The organism is Rhizobium sp. NPDC090279, assembly GCF_044769665.1.
Taxonomy (GTDB): Bacteria; Pseudomonadota; Alphaproteobacteria; order Rhizobiales; family Rhizobiaceae; genus Rhizobium.
In genome coordinates this window covers 129,846-147,575 of record NZ_JBIVYI010000001.1, presented here as the reverse complement: position 1 = coordinate 147,575, position 17,730 = coordinate 129,846, and the positions used below count along the sequence as shown (strand labels likewise).

11 protein-coding genes are annotated in these 17,730 nt (G+C 61.6%); 9 read left to right on the top strand and 2 right to left on the bottom strand.

Translation table 11 applies throughout. The features are described 5' to 3' along the window. The 9 genes from ACIQWP_RS00680 (at position 1) to ACIQWP_RS00640 (ending at position 15,847) form a co-directional block, all read left to right on the top strand. Entirely contained in the window at positions 1 to 8,856 is an 8,856-nt protein-coding gene (locus ACIQWP_RS00680; RefSeq protein WP_402780811.1) for a YDG domain-containing protein, read from the top strand. A gap of 52 nt (positions 8,857 to 8,908) precedes the next feature. Next, positions 8,909 to 9,442: an invasion associated locus B family protein gene (locus ACIQWP_RS00675; RefSeq protein WP_402780808.1), complete on the top strand. Its 534-nt coding sequence runs from the start codon at positions 8,909 to 8,911 to the stop codon at positions 9,440 to 9,442. 126 nt (positions 9,443 to 9,568) lie between these two features. Next, positions 9,569 to 10,063 (top strand): invasion associated locus B family protein, encoded by a 495-nt coding sequence (locus ACIQWP_RS00670; protein WP_402780805.1) that lies wholly within the window; start codon positions 9,569 to 9,571, stop codon positions 10,061 to 10,063. A 445-nt stretch (positions 10,064 to 10,508) separates the two neighbouring features. Next, positions 10,509 to 11,279, top strand: coding sequence for a hydratase (locus ACIQWP_RS00665; RefSeq protein WP_402780802.1), 771 nt, complete (start codon positions 10,509 to 10,511; stop codon positions 11,277 to 11,279). Positions 11,280 to 11,465: 186 nt separating this feature from the next. Further along, the gene (locus ACIQWP_RS00660) at positions 11,466 to 11,705 is read left to right on the top strand and encodes a hypothetical protein (protein ID WP_402780799.1); all 240 of its coding nucleotides are present in this window, start codon (positions 11,466 to 11,468) and stop codon (positions 11,703 to 11,705) included. 185 nt (positions 11,706 to 11,890) lie between these two features. Beyond that, the gene (locus ACIQWP_RS00655; RefSeq protein WP_402782682.1) at positions 11,891 to 12,787 is read left to right on the top strand and encodes a glyoxalase; all 897 of its coding nucleotides are present in this window, start codon (positions 11,891 to 11,893) and stop codon (positions 12,785 to 12,787) included. 219 nt (positions 12,788 to 13,006) lie between these two features. Further along, on the top strand, positions 13,007 to 13,342 hold the full coding sequence (locus tag ACIQWP_RS00650) for a helix-turn-helix domain-containing protein (RefSeq protein WP_402780796.1): 336 nt from the start codon (positions 13,007 to 13,009) through the stop codon (positions 13,340 to 13,342). A 172-nt stretch (positions 13,343 to 13,514) separates the two neighbouring features. Beyond that, positions 13,515 to 14,855 carry a class I SAM-dependent methyltransferase gene (locus ACIQWP_RS00645; protein WP_402780793.1) on the top strand — a complete coding sequence of 447 codons (1,341 nt, stop codon included), beginning with the start codon at positions 13,515 to 13,517 and terminating at the stop codon, positions 14,853 to 14,855. Positions 14,856 to 15,085: 230 nt separating this feature from the next. Beyond that, complete coding sequence (locus tag ACIQWP_RS00640) at positions 15,086 to 15,847, top strand: sugar phosphate isomerase/epimerase family protein (protein ID WP_402780790.1); 762 nt, start codon at positions 15,086 to 15,088, stop codon at positions 15,845 to 15,847. 36 nt (positions 15,848 to 15,883) lie between these two features. Here the strand turns inward: ACIQWP_RS00640 and benD are convergent, their stop codons facing one another. Together benD and benC are read right to left on the bottom strand one after the other, a co-directional pair. Beyond that, positions 15,884 to 16,669 (bottom strand): benzoate diol dehydrogenase BenD, encoded by a 786-nt coding sequence (benD, locus tag ACIQWP_RS00635; protein WP_402780787.1) that lies wholly within the window; start codon positions 16,667 to 16,669, stop codon positions 15,884 to 15,886. Next, positions 16,666 to 17,691 carry a benzoate 1,2-dioxygenase electron transfer component BenC gene (gene benC / locus ACIQWP_RS00630; protein WP_402780784.1) on the bottom strand — a complete coding sequence of 342 codons (1,026 nt, stop codon included), beginning with the start codon at positions 17,689 to 17,691 and terminating at the stop codon, positions 16,666 to 16,668. Before benC ends, benD begins: the two co-directional genes overlap by 4 nt. Positions 17,692 to 17,730: the final 39 nt, after the last annotated feature.

Genomic DNA, 17,730 nt, shown 5'->3' with positions numbered 1-17,730 from the left:
ATGACCAGACAGATGGCACGCAAGATCTCCAGCAACAGACCGCTTTCGCACAGGACCCGGCTTGCGGCGCTGTTGACGACGACGGCGCTTGTGAGCACGACGGCATTGGCACAGTCGCTGCCGACGGGCGGTCAGGTGGCGGCCGGCAGTGCGACCATCGGCTCGCCATCGGCAGGCGCCTTGACCATCAACCAGACGAGCGGCAGCGCCGTCGTCAACTGGCAGAGCTTTGATGTCGGCAAGGGCAACCGCGTCACCTTCGTCCAGCCCGATGCGAATGCCGCCATCCTCAATCGTGTGACCGGCCAGACAAGCTCGACCATTGCCGGCCAGATCAACGCCAATGGCCAGGTCTATCTGATCAATCCGAACGGCATTGCCATTACCAATTCGGGCACGGTGAAGACAGGCGCCTTCGTCGCCTCGACGCTCGGCATCTCCGACGACGATTTCATGGCCGGCAAGCGGACCTTCACCGGCAATGGCGCTTCGGCGCCGGTAACGAACGCCGGTACGATCACCATCAACCGCGGCGGCTACATGGCGCTGATCGGCGGCACGGTCGCCAATTCCGGTGTCATCACCGTGCCGATGGGCAAGGCGGCCCTCGGCTCCGGCGAACAGGCGACGCTCGATCTGTCGGGCGACGGTTTCCTGCAGGTGGCGGTGCCGACCAAGGCTGGCGGCAATCAGGCGCTGGTTGAGAATAGCGGCAAGATCTCCGCCAGGGGCGGCACCGTGCAGCTGACGGCGGCTGCGGCCAAGGACATGGCGCGTCAGGCGGTCAACATGTCCGGCACGATCGAGGCGAAGGGTGTCTCGGGCAGAAGCGGCGACATCGTGCTGTCGGGCGGCGATGGCGAGGTTGCTGTCACCGGCAAGGTCGATGCCAGCAGCAAGCACGGCAGCGGCGGCAAGGTTCAGGTGACGGGACGCAAGATCACGCTGGCGAATGCAAAGATCAATGCCTCTGGCAAGACCGGTGGCGGCACGGTCAATATCGGCGGCGAGCGCCAGGGCAAGGGCACGCTGCAGCGGGCCGAGACGCTCACAGTCGATGCCAACGCGGTTATCAATGCCGATGCCATCGCCACGGGTAATGGCGGCAATGTCGTCCTATGGTCTGATGATCTCACCCGTTTTGCCGGCACGATCACGGCCAAGGGTGGAGCGCTCTCGGGCAATGGCGGCGAGGTCGAGGTTTCCGGCAAGGCGCGGCTCTCCTATACCGGCCTTACCGATCTTTCCGCCGCCCACGGTTCCTTCGGCAACCTGCTGCTCGATCCCTACAATGTGACGATCTCGACGGCGACCGACAGCAACTCCTCCGGCTTCACGGCAAGCGGCAATGACAGCGTCATCAATGTCACCACGCTGACCAATGCGCTGGCGACGGCGAATGTCCTGGTGACCACAGGATCGTCGTCGGATGCGGCCAATCCGCAGGCCGGCACCATCACGGTGGCCGCGCCGATCAACTGGAGCGCGCTCACCACACTGACGCTTGCGGCGGCCTCGGACATCAACATCAACAGCGCGATCACCGCGAATGGCGGCCTGATCGTTTCGTCCGGAGGCAATATCTCGGCGCCGGCGGCGGTCAATGTCGGCGCCTTCGTGCTGGCTTCGGGCAGCTGGGTGCAGAGCGCCGCCACGCTTCCCTCCTTCTCGGCCAAGGACTTCCGCATCACCGACGGCACCTCCTTCCTGCGCGTGACGGGCGGCGATGGCACGAACGTCACGCCTTACACGGTCGCGGATATCTATGGCCTGCAGGGCATCGGCTCGTCCAATGCCTATCTTTCTGCCAATTGGACATTGGCCAACGATATCGACGCCTCCGGCACGGCGATCTGGAATAACGGCAGCGGGTTCAACCCCATCGGCAACAGCAGCGTCGCCTTCACCGGTGTTCTCGGCGGCGATGGTCATATCATCACGGGCCTGACCATAAACAGGCCGAGCACCAACCGTATCGGCCTGTTCGGGGTCATTGGCCAAGGCGGCGGGGTCTCCCGTCTCGGCTTGGTCAACGCCAACGTTTCGGGCCAAACGATAGTCGGCGGTCTCGTTGGCTCGAACAGCGGCGGGGTCAATCAATCCTATGTCACCGGCAGGGTTTCGGGTGCATCGAGCCAGATCGGCGGCCTTGCGGGTTACAATCAAGGTGCGATCAACCTATCGTACTCTACTGCTGTCGTCTCGGGATACGCGAATGTCGGCGGCCTTCTGGGCATGAACTTCGGGACGATGAATCAGGTCTATGCGACCGGCGCCGTCTCAGGGATGAGCCAGACCGGCGGCCTCGTCGGCAACAACGCCGGTACCATTGCGGCATCGTATTTCGACACGGAAACGACCGGGAAATCCTCTGGTGATGGTGGCGGCAACAACGTCGGGATCACCGGTCTGACCACAGCGCAAGCGCGCAGCGCGTCGAGCTATTCGGGCTGGGATTTCACCAACGATTGGTACCAATCTGGTGATCTGCGCCCGATCGGTCGCTGGGAAGCGGCAGCGCCGGACGCTAACGGCGTCGTTGCCATCTTCAACCTGCACCAGCTTGCGCTGATGGGCGCGAACCTTGCCGGCAACTATAGGCTCGCGAGCGATATCGACGCTAGCGCGACGTCCGGCACCAACGCTTCCGATATCTGGTCGACAGGTGGCTGGGTGCCCGTCGGCGGCTACGGCGCTGTCTTCACCGGCAACCTCGACGGCCAGGGCCACACGATTACTGGTCTGACGGTCAATCGAGGGGCCAATTATCTCGGGCTGTTCGGTTACTCGTCGGGGACCGTTCAAAATATCGGGCTGATCAGCGAGTTTGTTAATGGCTACTCCTACGCCGGAGGATTGGTTGGATACAATACCGGCACGATCAACAAAGCTTATACGACTGGCACGGTCAACGGCAGTCAGGATGTTGGCGGACTGGCTGGATACAATTCCGGTTCGATCAGCAACAGCTACGCGACCACTACAGTCTCCGGCGGCTATGAAGTCGGTGGACTGGTCGGTTACAATCACGGATCGATCAGCAATAGCTATGCCACCGGCGCAATCTACGGCTCAGGTTCGGATGCCGGCGGCCTGGCCGGCTTCAATGATCGCACCATCAAGTTTGCCTATGCCACAGGCTCCGTAAGCGGCAACACATATGTTGGCGGACTGGTGGGCTATAATGACTCCGGAAGCTCCATCGACAATGCCTACGCCAGCGGCGCGGTTAGCGGCAGTGTAGTGGTCGGCGGCCTGGTGGGCCGAAATTTCTATAGCACCATCACCAACAGCTTCTGGGATGTCTCCACGACGGGGCGATCCAGCGGTTACGGTCAATCCTTTTCCGGCACATTCTCGGCAACTGGCCTCACTACCGCGCAGATGCGCGATTCGGCCAACCAGGCCACGAACTATGCTGGCTGGGATTTTACCAACATCTGGTATCAGGCGCGCGACATGCGGCCGATCCTGCGCTCGGAGGCAGCAACCGCCGATGCGAACGGTGTCGTCACCATCACGAACCTTCACCAGCTTGCGTTGATCGGCGCGAATCTCTCGGCCAATTACAAGCTCGGCGCGGATATCGATGCCAGCGAGACATCCGGCACCAACGCCTCCGGCATTTGGTCGACCGGCGGCTGGGTACCGCTTGGGAACATCAATACGATGTTCGGCGGAAGCTTCAACGGCAACAACCACACCATCAGCGCCCTCACGGTGACTGGCTACGACCAGGTTGGTTTGTTTGGAGTCTCGACAGGGTGGATCGGCAATGTAGGGCTCGTCGGCGGATCGGTCGCGGGCGTCCGCAGCGACGTCGGCGCGCTGGCCGGCTGGAACTATGGTTCGATCAGCAATTCCTATAGCAGCGCTACCGTCTCCGGCCTGTATGACGTTGGCGGGCTGGTCGCCATGAACTTCGGTTCGATCAGCAACTCATACGCGACCGGTGCCGTCAGCGGCAGCAACGCTTTTATAGGTGGGCTGGTAGGCTACAACTCCGGCTCGATCGTCAATGCCTATGCCACCGGTGACGTCAGCGGCGGCGCTGTCGCTACGGGCGGACTGGCGGGCAGCAACTCGGATCGGGGGGGCACGATCAGCGGCTCCTATGCGACCGGTACCGTCAGCGGCGGCAGTCGCGCGGGTGGATTGGCGGGCGACAACGGCGGTACGATCATCAACAGCTATGCCAGCGGCGCTGTCAGTGGTTCCGACACTGTGGGCGGGCTCGTGGGTGGAAACTATGTCGGGGCTACGATCAACAATGCCTATGCCATCGGCGCCGTCAGTGGCTCCGATACTGTGGGTGGGCTCGTCGGCAACAACTACGCCGGTGCTACGATCGGCAACAGCTACGCGATTGGCACGGTCAGCGCCGGCGGCGGGCTGACCGGCCAGAACGACGGAACCGTCACGGCTTCGTTCTGGGACACGGCGACGACCGGGCAGGTCTCCGGCACCAACGGCGGCGCCTCAAGCGGCATGACTGGCCTGACGACGGCTCAGATGGTCGATCCTTTCACCTACATCAATGCCGGTTGGGATTTTGTCGGCATCTGGGGCAAATCGACGAGCGGCGCGAATGGCGGCTATATGATGCTGCGCTCGCTCAGCACCGGGCTCTATGATGACTATGTCTCGATAGGCAGTGGCACCCGCACCTATGGTGACGCGAATTCTACGATCACCGGCGCGACGCTTTCGGGCGTCGGGACAAGCAATGTCTCGCTGGCCTGGGGCAGCGCGATTATAGGCACGACCAATGCCGGAACCAATAATTACTCGGACGCCAATATCGTCTCGGTGACGGAGAACGGTTTCCGCACGGCCTATGTCGATTATAGCGGTGCACTGACGATTTCGCAGCGCGTGCTGAGCCTTACGGGCGGCCGTGTCTATGATGGCACCACCGGTATCTCAGCCGGCAATCTGACACTCGGCAATCTCGTCAATGGCGAGACCCTGACGCTTTCAGGCACAGGCTCCATGACCGACAAGAATGTCGGCAGCGGCAAGACGCTTTCGCTCGGCTCGTTGTTGCTCGGCGACGACACCGGTCTGGCCTCGAACTACACGCTGATTGGCGGCGCCGGCACTGTCGATATCGCCAAAGCGACCATCTCCTCGATCACCGGCATTACCGCCGGCAACAAGATTTATGATGGCAATACGAGCGTGACATTAAACACGTCGGGTGCGGGCTTCACCGGTATGATCTCCGGCGACGCCCTGACGGTTGCAACCTCGGCCGGCGCCTTCTCCGACAAGAATGCGGCGACCGGCAAGACGGTTGGCATCAGCGCGCTCTCGCTCGGCGGCGCGGATGCGGGCAACTATGAGCTTGCATCCAACAGCGCGACGACCACGGCGGATATCGCCAGGGCGACGATCTCTGCGATTACCGGCATCGCCGCCGACAACAAGACCTATGACGGCACGACGGCGGTGACGTTGAACACGTCGGGTGCTGGCTTCACCGGCCTGATCTCCGGCGACGCTCTGACGGTCGCGACCTCGGCCGGCGCCTTCTCCGACAAGAATGCGGCGACCGGCAAGACGGTTGATATCTCCGGTCTGTCGCTCGGTGGTACGGATGTCGGTAACTATACGCTGGCCTCCGACATGGCGACAACCACGGCTGATATCGCCAGGGCAACGATCTCTGGCATTACCGGCATCACCGCCGGCAACAAGACCTATGACGGTACGACGGCTGCAACGCTGAACACCTCGGGCGCCGGCTTTACCGGCCTGATCGGGAACGATGTCCTAACGGTGGCAACCGCCAACGGCGCCTTCTCCGACAAGAATGCCGGCACCGGCAAGACGGTTGGCATCACCGGGCTCTCGCTCGGCGGCGCGGATGCGGGCAACTACACACTCGCCTCCACCATCGCGGCGACGACGGCGGACATTGCCAAGGCCTATGTGTTCTTCGGTGGCATCAGCGCCAGCAACAAGGTCTATGACGGCACGACGACGGCAACCGTCAATATCTCCACCGTACCGGTCATCAGCACCGATGACATGCATGTGGCCTATACGAGCGCCAACTTCTCCGACAAGAATGCCGGCAGCTTCAAGACTGTCAGCGTCAATGGCCTCTATCTGACGGGTGCGGATGCCGGCAACTACCAGCTTGCCATCACCGACAGCCAAGCCTACGCGAGCATCTCCCGCGCCAGCATCACCTCGATCGACGGCATCACTGCCAGCGGCAAGACCTATGATGGGAGCACGACAGCGGCGCTGAACACGTCGGGTGCCGTCTTCAACGGCATGATCGCCGGTGACAGTCTGACAGTCGCGAGCGTGCTTGGCGCCTTCTCCGACCAAAATGCCGGCACGGGCAAGACCGTCAATATCTCCGGCCTGACGCTTGGCGGCGCAGACGCGCTGAACTATTGGCTGAACACGAATACGGCCACAGCGCTTGCCGATATCGGCCAGCGAGTGATCAACCTTTCTGGCAGCCGCGTCTATAACGGTTCGACGGATCTCGATGCCTCGATCTTCATCCTGTCGAACCTCGCCGGCGGCGAGACATTAACATTGTCTGGCACCGGCACGATGGCCGACAAGAATGCCGGCAACGGCAAGGGCATGACACTCGGTTCACTCGCATTGGGCGACGATACCGGCCTTGCCTCGAACTACACGCTGATCGGCGGCGCCGACACGGCAGATATCGCCAGGGCGACGATCTCGGCCATCGCTGGCATTACGGCCTCGGGCAAGACCTATGACGGCACGACGGCGGTGACGTTGAACACGTCGGGCGCGGGCTTCACGGGCATGGTCGCCGGTGACGCCCTGACCCTCGGCAGCGGCTTCAGCGGCGCCTTCGCCGACAAGAATGCCGGCACCGGCAAGACGGTTGATATCTCCGGTCTCTCGCTTTCGGGCGCGGATGTCGGCAATTATACGCTCGCCTCTGATACGGCGACGACCACGGCCGATATTGCCCGACGTGCGCTCATCATCACCGCCAATGCCGCCAGCCGCTCCTATGGCGATGCCAATCCGGCACTCTCCTACACGGTCGGCGGAGGCGGCCTCGTTAATGGCGACAATTTGACCGGCACTCTCGCGACCTTGGCCACCACCGCCTCCGGCGTGGGCAGCTATGCGATCGGCCAGGGTTCCCTTGCTGCTTCCAGCAATTACAGTCTGACCTTCAATGGCAGCTATTTGAGCGTGACGCCGCGTGCGATCACGGTCATGGCCAACAATGCCAGCCGCGCTTATGGCGATGCCAATCCGGCACTCTCCTACACGGTCGGCGGAGACGGCCTCGTTAATGGCGACAATTTGACCGGCACTCTCGCGACCTTGGCCACCACCGCGTCCGGCGTGGGCAGCTATGCGATCGGCCAGGGTTCCCTTGCTGCTTCCGGCAACTACAGCCTGACCTTCAATGGCAGCTATTTGAGCGTGACGCCGCGTGCGATCACGGTCATGGCCAACAATGCCAGCCGCTCCTATGGCGATGCCAATTCGGCACTCTCCTATACGATCGGCGGGAGCGGCCTCGTCAACGGCGACTTGCTCTCCGGTTCGCTTGCGACCGGCGCAGCGACCACGTCGAATGTCGGCGCGTACGCCATCGGTCAGGGAACGCTTGCGGCCTCCGGCAACTATGCTTTGAGCTTCACCGCCGGAGATCTGACGATCAACCAGCGGGCGATCACCGTTGCCGCCAGCAATACCAGCCGCATCTATGGCGATATCAATCCGGTATTCGCCTATATGATCGGCGGAGCCGGCCTCGTCAATGGCGATACGTTGACCGGCACCCTCTCAAGCGCGGCCACGGTCACTTCCGGCATTGGCAGTTACGCCATCGGCCAGGGTACGCTTGCCACCTCCAGCAACTATGTCCTGACCTTCGCCGGCGCTGATCTGAGCGTCACGCCGCGGGCGATCGCGGTCGCGGCCAACAATGCCAGCCGCGCCTATGGCGACGTCAACCCGGTTCTGACCTACTCAGTCTCGGGCCTGGTCAATGGCGATACGCTGGCCGGCGATCTGGCAACGACGGCCAGCCAGAGGTCCGGTATCGGCGCCTACGCCATAGGCCTCGGAACGGTCGGTAACGCCAACTATGCCATTCAATACGCGGGCGCGAACCTGACCGTGACGCCACGGGCAATCATGGTCACTGCCAGCAATGCCAGCCGCCTCTATGGCGACACCAATCCGGCATTCGCCTATACGATCGGCGGAGCCGGCCTCGTCAATGGCGATACGTTGACCGGCGCTCTCTCAAGCTCGGCCACGGTCACTTCAGGCATTGGCAGCTACGCCATCGGCCAGGGAACGCTTGCGGCCTCCGGCAACTATGCCCTGACCTTCGCTGGCGCCGATCTGAGTGTCACGCCGCGGGCGATCACGGTTGCGGCCAACAATGCAAGCCGCATGATGGGCATGGTCAATCCGCTCTTTACCTACACGATAGGCGGGGCGGGCCTTGTCAACAACGATAGGCTATCGGGTGCTCTGGCGACGACGGCTGAGCGCAACTCACCCATCGGCAGCTACATGATCGGACAAGGCTCGCTTGCCGCCTCCGCCAATTATCAGCTGAGCTTCACCGATGGCGTGCTCACGGTGACGGCTGGGCCCAGCTCGACAGCGGAATTGGCGAGCGTGATTACCCCGTCCTCTTATGCCGCCGGCAGCAAGCCGCCGCTGCCGTCGGTTCAAGATACGCCGACTCCCTCCACGTTTGCCGACAGCGGCACGGGCGATAACTCGCCGCAACCCTTCCTTTCCGATCCTCGCTTTGATGACACAGTCGTCTGCCTGACCGCCGGCGCGAACTGCATCGTTCAATCCGCTCAGCCTTAACCCAGCGCGCGACAGACTGTTTGCTTGCCTAGACAACAAGGACATATTTGCAATGACCGCATTTCGACCCTTTATCCTAACTGGCATGCTGCTGGCGGCCTCGGCGTTCGCGGCTCATGCCGCAGCGGCGGCCCCGCTGCCCGGCGGCGCCAGTTCGCTGGTCGAGACCTATGACGACTGGAGTGTGGTGTGTCAGATGCAGACCAATGCCGCGGCCTGTGTCGTGCGGCAGGTCCAGACTAATAATCAGACCAACCAGACCGTGTTGACAGCCGAAATCGGCAAAGCCGCCGACGGAAAGTATCAGGGCGTGTTGCTGCTGCCGCTCGGGCTCGCGCTTGCGCAGGGCGCGCAGCTGAAGATCGACGACACGTCCGTCGGCGCGCCGCTCGCGTTTTCGACCTGCGTGCCGCAAGGTTGCCTCGCGCCGCTCGCCTTCGAGACGGATGCAGTCACCAAGCTTAGAAGCGGCAAGACGCTCAACGTGACCGTCTCCGCCGCCAATCCCCTGAAGCCGTTGACCTTTGCAGTTTCGCTCAAGGGTTTCTCCGGCGCTCTCAACCGGGTCGCGGAGCTGACCAAATAGGAAGCGGGTCGTTTCATGCAAACGGCACGTGCCATGCTGTCACTCAAGGCCAATCCGCCGCGTCCGGCGATGTATCCACTACCGGCTCCGGGTCGTCATGGAGCCAGACTGAACGAAAGTATTGTGATGACTGATCAGATGATCTCCGACAAGCCGACCCGACTGCCGGGTGGAGCCGATGCGTTGCGCGAAGTCCATGGCGACTGGCTCGTCCTGGGGTCGATCCAGGCCAATGAAAGTTCGGCGCAGAAATCCTGCGTCATCGTCCAGGAGCAGATCCATACCGAGACGCGCCAGAGGCTGCTGCTGATCGAACTGCGCCCCGATGCGGGGCGAGTGACGGGGACGCTGGTCCTGCCATTCGGGCTGTTGTTCCAGAAGGGCGTCGTCCTGCAGGTGGACGAAGGTAGTCGCGCTCCCGCCGTCCCCTTTCGCACGGCGCTGCCGGTCGGCTGTTTCGTCGATCTGGAGATCGATGCGCTGCGCCTGGCGTTGCTGAAGACCGGCAAGATGCTGCAGATCCATGCGATCGCGGCCGATACCGGGCAGATCGTGACGTTCCCCGTCTCCCTGAACGGCTTTTCGAGCGCCCTTGCGCGCGCCGAGACGATCATCAGGTAGAGCGTGCATTCGGAGCACTGGCCGGGATGGTCTGGCTCCGCAAGACGACCCGGCAGAAGCCGCCTGCGCATGCTGATTGTGGCTTGCGCAGACGGATTGCTCACAAGGCCGCGTGCTAGAAATCCTGAGCGGACCCTGGCGTCATAGCCAGCAGGAAGACTTGACGCGCCGCGGCCGGTGGGCTGTCCAAGTGGCTCTGTCGGCATTGAAATCACAGCGACCGCGGCTCAATGCTCCCGGGCCGCGGATCTATTGTGCTGGCCGATCTCAGCTAGAGCCACTGTTCATGGCACGCGGAAACGACTGTATTCGGCGCATCGTCGTCCGAGGAGAAAAAGCGATCACTATGAGATTTTAATTTCTTCGTGCGCCACGCCGAATGGAATGGCTATGCGTGTCGAGCCATCTTCGCCTGATAGCCAGCGGTCAGGATTGGAGCGCGAAGATGTATTTCGAACTGAAGGATACCACGGCGGATATTCTGGCGAACTGTCGCCGGCGCGAAGAGCTGTGTGATCTTCCGCTCGACCTGATTGCCTCGGAGCGCGAGGCGTACGAGATCCAGGCAACGGCACAGGATACCCTTGGTTTCGAGCGCAAGGGCTATGCGATTGTTGGCACGAGTGAGGCGTCGCGCCACATGTTCGGTCTCAACGGGCCGATCTATTCCGAAATCCCCGCCTTCGCCCTGCAAAGGAAGGCTGAGAATTTCCGCCTGCCGCCGGGAACCATTGGCGCCCAGTGCGAACTTGTCTTCACGATGCTGAGATCGTTTCCGGACGAGGGCGAGCAGATCACCCCTGAAAGCGTGGCCGACGCCGTCATGAGCTGCCGACCTGCAATCGGCATCGTCGGGCGCAGGACCCGGCAGGCCTTTGCCGGCGCCAATGCGGCGATTGCGGATTTCGGGCTGCACGTTGCGACACTCTGCGGCGATCACGTTGGAAACATCGAGGTTGGCGATCTAGCTGAGATTGATGTTACGGCATTTCTGTTTCAACAGACCGTGCTTTCCGGCAATTCGTCGTCGATCATGGGCAATCCGCTTAATGCGGTTGCGTGGCTTGCCGCGGCGCTTGCGGCCAACGGCAGGCAGCTCGAGCCGAGCGATGTCGTGGCGACGGGTTCCTGCACCACGATCCTTCAGGTCTGCGCTGGCCAGCATCTGGCAGCAGACTTCGGGCCGCTCGGCCAGGTCGAATGCATATTCAATTGAAATGGATCGAAAGTTGAAAGGACGGACAATGCGGCCGCAGCGAAAGCCATTCGTGGTCGAGATCAAGAAGAGCAGGCGACCCCGACCCAAATCCTCTCCCGCGTCGGCGAGCCGTGAGGCACTGGGCACGCAGAAAGGCGTGGGAGCGAGCGCGGGACTGACCTTGCAGCGCGAGGATCGAGGCTGATGGTCAGTCGGAACATCCCTCACGAATATTTCCTGCTCTCGGCAACAAGGGAGGAAGGCCCTGTCGTCGGCTATGTCAACGATAAACCGATTTCGAGTGCTGTCGTCGATAGAAACGGCAGCCGCTACCATTTCGTCGGCATCGCCGTCCGGGATCGCCAGGGCAGGCTCGATGTCCTGTCGCTCAAGCGGGGGGAATGGATCGTCGCGCCGGACCTGATCTATGAGGAAGCGGCCTAGCGCCGAATATGTCTGATCGGAGCTTCGGCGCAGGGCGCGCCGAGCCGCCAAAACCTGTCGGGGCGACCGACGCGCGTCGCGGCAATCAACTCCTTTTCCCACATCTCAGTCTCTTCAACGACTTCTTTCTGGTGGTTTGGCCCGATCTCGATCAGGATGCGCCGAGAATAACGGAGGCCCAATACATGCCATCTCGCCATGCCTGCACGATCGGACTGTTGACTGCTCTTGCCCTGGCGCCCGCCGCCACGGCACTGGCCCGCGCCTCCCAGCCGCAGCTTGGCGTCGGCGCGCAATATGATACGTCCCACGTCTATATCGATGTGGGCAAGGTGGATGCTTTCGCCAGCAGCTTCCTCGGCACGTTCGGCGGCACCAGCACGAAGCAGGTGGTCGTCACCGTGACACCGACGCCGAGCAGCACCACGTCGCAGCTGCTGCAGACCCCGGTCGGAACCGTCTCGCTCTTCGGCTTCAAGACGCCGATCCCCTATCCCTTCGGCGCGGAGCGAACCGGCTATCTCGTCACCGACATGGATCAGGCGGTTGCCTCGGCCCGGACCGCCGGCGCAGCTGTCGTCGTCGATATCTTCCCCGATCCGATCGGCCGTGACGCGGTCGTTCAATGGCCGGGCGGCGTCAACATGCAGCTCTATTGGCATACGGCCAAGCCGAATTACGCGGCCTTGGAAACCGTGCCGGAGAACCGTGTCTATGTGTCTCCGGATGCCGCGGACAAGTTCGTCAAGTCCTTCCTCGCCTTTTCGAAGGGCAAGGTCGTTTCCGACGACAAGAAGGCCCCCGGCATCGAGATCGGCCGTCCCAAGGACACGTTTTGGCGCATCCGCATCGAGTCGGTCTACGGCAAGATGACCGTGCTTGCCACGGACGGGCACCTGCCATTCCCCTATGGCCATGAAACGACGGGCTATGAGGTTCCGGACGTTGCGGCGACGCTTGTCAAGGCAAAGGCCAATGGCGCGACCGTTCTGGTCGACCCCTATTCCTCCGACAAGCGTCAGGCGGCGATAGTCGAGTTTCCCGGTGGCTATGTCGCCGAAATTCATGCAGCAGCGAAGTAGACGCTATCGCGCTCCCGGATCGCAGAAGGCCAGGTCTCAGGCGATCATATAGCCGCCATGACAGCGTCGCCTTAACGTGCGTACGGCACAGAATGGTCGGGAGGGCCCGGCAGGCATCGATCTCGCCTTGAAACCGGTGGGGGACGATCACGGTCGCCAGGCGTCTTCTCGTCTTCTTGAAGCGTCCGGGGGACATCGCAGTTCAGCGTCCATCTCGCCGTGCAGATTGCGGCCGAGGGACGCATCCAGGCGATCCAGCATTGGGTACTTGACCATCTGCCCCTCGATCTTACACTTCAGGCACCTGCATCGCGCGCGGCCATGAGCGTTCATAATTTCTCCCGGGTTTGCCAGCAGGAAACCGGCATTGCGCCGGCAGATTTCGTTGAGATGGCCCGTGTTGATTCCGCCCGCAGGGTGCTGGAAGAGGCCGAAACGCCGTTGCAAAGGGTGGCCGCAGGCTGCGGCTTTGCCAACCTCGATACGATGCGACGGGCCTTCCTGCGGCGCATCGGCACGGGGCCAAGTGAATACCGCGAGCGGTTCCGACGGTGACGATGCAGCCGCCTCGGGCATTGTCACGCTAACGCAACCTTGATGTCGCAAATGATCTGGATATTTTACCAGATTAAGTAGTACGCTTGCGATACCAATACCGGTACGGGATTATTCCCTGTCCTCGGGCTAGGGGATTACCCGTCAAGGAAACGATAAACAGGTAGTTGTCATGTTCCTAGAAGCAGCTCTGTCACGCTTGATCAAAATCGGAACGCTCACGGTGATTTTTCCCGATGGTTCCACGCGCGATTTCGGTACGGGATCGGAACCACGCGCCACGATGAAAATAAAGACCGCCCGCGCAAAGCGCCGCTTGCTCCTCAATCCGGCGCTGGCGCTGGGGGAGGGCTATATGGACGGCGAAGTCGAGCCGGCCTCCGGCGATCTCTTTGAGATGGTGGACTTGCTCGTCCTCAACATGATGGAAGGCGGGAGCCATCCTTTCGAAAAGCTAATGGAAAGGGTCCGCTGGCTACGCCGAAATCTCGATCAGCTGAACTTCGCGGGACGTTCGAAGCGCAATGTCGCACATCACTACGATCTCGACGCGCGGCTCTATTCGCTGATGCTGGATGACGACAGGCAGTATTCCTGCGCCTATTTCCCCGTCGGCGACGAGACGCTCGAAGAAGCACAGCTCAAGAAGAAGCGGCATATCGCATCGAAACTGATGCTCGATCGCCCGGGCCTCGAGGTTCTGGACATCGGTTGCGGATGGGGCGGCATGGCGCTCTATCTTGCCAAGGAATTCGGCGCGCGGGTCACGGGCCTCACCCTTTCTGAAGAGCAGTTGCTGGCCGCAAGAGCCCGTGCGAAGGACGCCGGCCTCGATCATATGGTGACGTTCGAGCTGCTGGATTATCGCTCCTGGACGCGTCCCGTCGACCGCATCGTCTCGGTCGGCATGTTCGAGCATGTCGGCATCAACCACTACAAGACCTTCTTCGACAAGATCCGTTCCGTGCTCAAGGAGGATGGCGTGGCACTCATCCACGCAATCGGCCGGGCCGACGGACCGGGAAGCACCAACCCGTGGATTGCGAAATACATCTTTCCCGGCGGCTATTCGCCGGCCGCGTCCGAAGTTCTATCCGTGGTTGAGAAGTCCGGTCTCTGGACGACGGATATCGAGATCCTGCGCCTCCACTATGCCAAGACGCTTGAGCAGTGGCGGGATCGCTTCATGAAGAACAGAGACACCCTGGCAAAGCTTTACGATGAGCGGTTTTGTCGGATGTTTGAATTCTATCTGATCGGCTCCGAACTCGCCTTCCGCCGCATGGGGCACATGAACTGGCAATTGCAGCTGACGAAGAACGTCGATGCCCTACCGCTGGCACGCGACTACATGGTCGATATAGAGCGCGCGCGGGCTGCTATTGCCGAGCAGGGGAAGGTGGAACCGATCGAGGCCGCGAGTGCGCGGGCAAGACGGGACTTTGCCGTGCATGAAGAGAGCAAAGCTCGCCAACAAAACCAATCCGGTGCAAGTCCTTCAAGAAATCTGTGAGGCCAGCTTCTGAGAGCACGTCCGGTGCCGCGCATGGTCGACATGTGATCGGCACCGGGAATTCATGGCATCGGCATCGGCAGCGATTGCCGGCCGGTGGCGAGCCGTGACTTCGTCGCAACCGGCATTACGGTTGGGCGGCGGATTTACTGACCGAGCACAAGGCCGTGCTGTGCAGCCGAAGGCTGCCGGCGCACCATCCATAGTCGTCGCATGACCGAGGTTCAACCATGTCCCGCTACTCCATTTCCTTCCAGCTCTATTCTTCCCGGCTCTTTCCGCCGATCGAAGCTCATCTCGACTACCTTGCGGCGGTCGGCTACGACGCCGTGGAACTCTGGCTGCCTGCCTATGAGACCACGACCGCGGAATTCCGCAAGCGGATGGACGATGCCGGTCTGCGCTGCTCGGGCATTCACATGCCGCTTGCTGGATTGATCAGCGAGCCGAAGAAGTTTTTCGACTACGCCCATGCGCTCGGAACCAGGATCTTGATCCCGCCCTATATTCCGGCCGCGGAGAGAAGCGCGACCGCCGACGGTTGGCGGCGCGTCGGTGAAAGTCTCGGCAAAGGCGCTGAAGCTGCCGGGAAGGAGGGGCTGAAGGTCGCTTGGCACAATCACGATTTCGAATATCACCGATTGGAAGACCGCAGCCGTCCGATCGATCTTCTGTTCGAAGCGGCCGGACCTGGCGTCGATTTCGAGATCGATATTGGATGGGTCACCCGCGGTTGGGCCGATCCGGCACAGGAGCTTCGCAGATACGCCGATCGGATCACCACGATCCAGCTCAAGGACACCGCGCCTGCCGGAACCACAGTCGACGAGGGCTGGGTACCGACCGGCGACGGTATCATAGACTGGAAATCGCTCTATCCGCTCTTCGACAAGACACGCGCGGACGTCCTTGTCGTGGAGCACGACAATCCCAGCGATTGGAAGGCCCTTGCGAAGCGCTCTGTCGACTACATCAAGGCGCTGATCGCGTGATTGGCGTTCGACGGCTGCGCGGTCCTGACCGCCGAGTCAGCCGAGATCGCCGCCGGCGACGGGCAGCACGCTGCCGGTGATATAGGATGCTTCATCCGAAGCCAGGAACAGGATCGGAGCCACCTGCTCCTCGATGGTCGCGTAGCGTTTCATGAAGCTCGAGTCCGTCACCTGCTGCGCGACTTCGGCCATCCAGCCCTTCTCGGCGGCATTATCTCCGGCGGCATTGCGTGGAATCCGTCGCGGCGGCGCATCCGTGCCGCCGGGTGCGGTGGCGACTACGCGAATGTTCCGGTCGGCAAGTTCCATCGCCAGCGATTGCGTGATGGCGTTGACGCCTCCCTTGGCGGCGGAATAGGGCATGCGGTGAATGCCGCGCGTCGCATTTGACGATACGTTCACGATGGCACCGCCGCCGCGCGCGAATAGATGCGGGATGACAGCATGGCAGCAATAAAGCGTCGGCATCAGCGAACGGCGGATTTCCGCATCGATCTGCTGCGGTTCAAATTCGGCGTAGGGCCGCATGCGGATCGCGCCCCCGACATTGTTGATCAGGATATCGATGTGGCCGAAGATCTCGGCCGCAAATTGCATGGCGGCCCCAGCACCTTCGTAGGTCTCGAGATCGGCATTGAAGGCCGCAGCTTTACCATCCACTGCAGCGGCAATCTCGGCGACGAATTCAGCACGATCGACAAACAGCACCGTCCCGCCTTCCTCGGCCGCGCGCGTCGCCACGGCCCGGCCGATGCCTTGTGCGGCGCCGGTGACGACGATCACCTTGCCCGAGAAGCGGTCTGGGAAATGGAAGCCGCTCATGCGGCCTCCTTCGCCGCGACATTGGGCGTGAACCTTTCGTAGTGGAAACTATGGGGCGTCATGCCGCTGTCGTCAAAATATTTGCGGACCGCATCGACCATCGGCGGTGGACCGCACAGATAGACGTCGACATCGCCGCCGTGAAGCAATTCGGTCGGCATATGCTGTGTGACCCAACCCTTGTGCGGATGGCTTGACGCTTCTTCGGCGACGACCGTGGCGTAGGTAAAGTTTGGCAGTCGCTGCGTGTAATCTTCGATCTGCTCGACAAGAACGAGATCCAGATCCCGGGTCACGCCATAGATCAGATGAATCTGTTGTTGCGAATTCTCGCGCGCCAGCACTTCCAGCATCGAGAGAAATGGGGCGAGACCCGTTCCGCCCGCGAGCATGAGCACAGGGCGCTTGATGTCGCGAAGATAAAAACTGCCCATGGGCCCGGTGATTTCCAGCCTCTCGCCGGTTTGCGCTCTGGCGAGCCAGCCGCTCATCACCCCGCCGGGAATCTTCTTGATCAGGAAGCCGATGCGACGCTCGCCGGGAGCGCTGCTGAAGGAGTAGGAGCGATACTGACCGCTGCCGGGTACGTCGATATTGACATATTGCCCTGGCAGGAACACGGGAGCGCCGGCATCGACCTCCAGCTCGAGCACGATGGCGGCATCCTTGTGCGGCATGACTTGCGCTACTGTCGCGACGAACTTTTGCTGCCCGGTCTTGCACGTCGTGGATGTCGTCGGAACCGCGATGACGCAGTCGGAGGACGGTTTCATCTGGCAGGTGAGAACGAGCCCTTGTCCCGCTTCATCGGCGGTCAATGCGTCGTCGATGTAATCGTCGCCGAGATCGTAGCTGCCGCTTTCGGCGCGACATTTGCAGGTGCCGCATACGCCGTCGGAACAATCCATCGGCAGATTGATCTTGTTGCGGAAAGCGGCGTCGAGAACCTTTTCGCCTTCCTTGCATTCGACGAAGCGGGTGACGCCGTCCTCGAAGTTCAAGGCGATGTTGTAGCTGGTCATGGAATCCTCCTCGTCCGTTCCGGTGCCGTCAGGCGATGC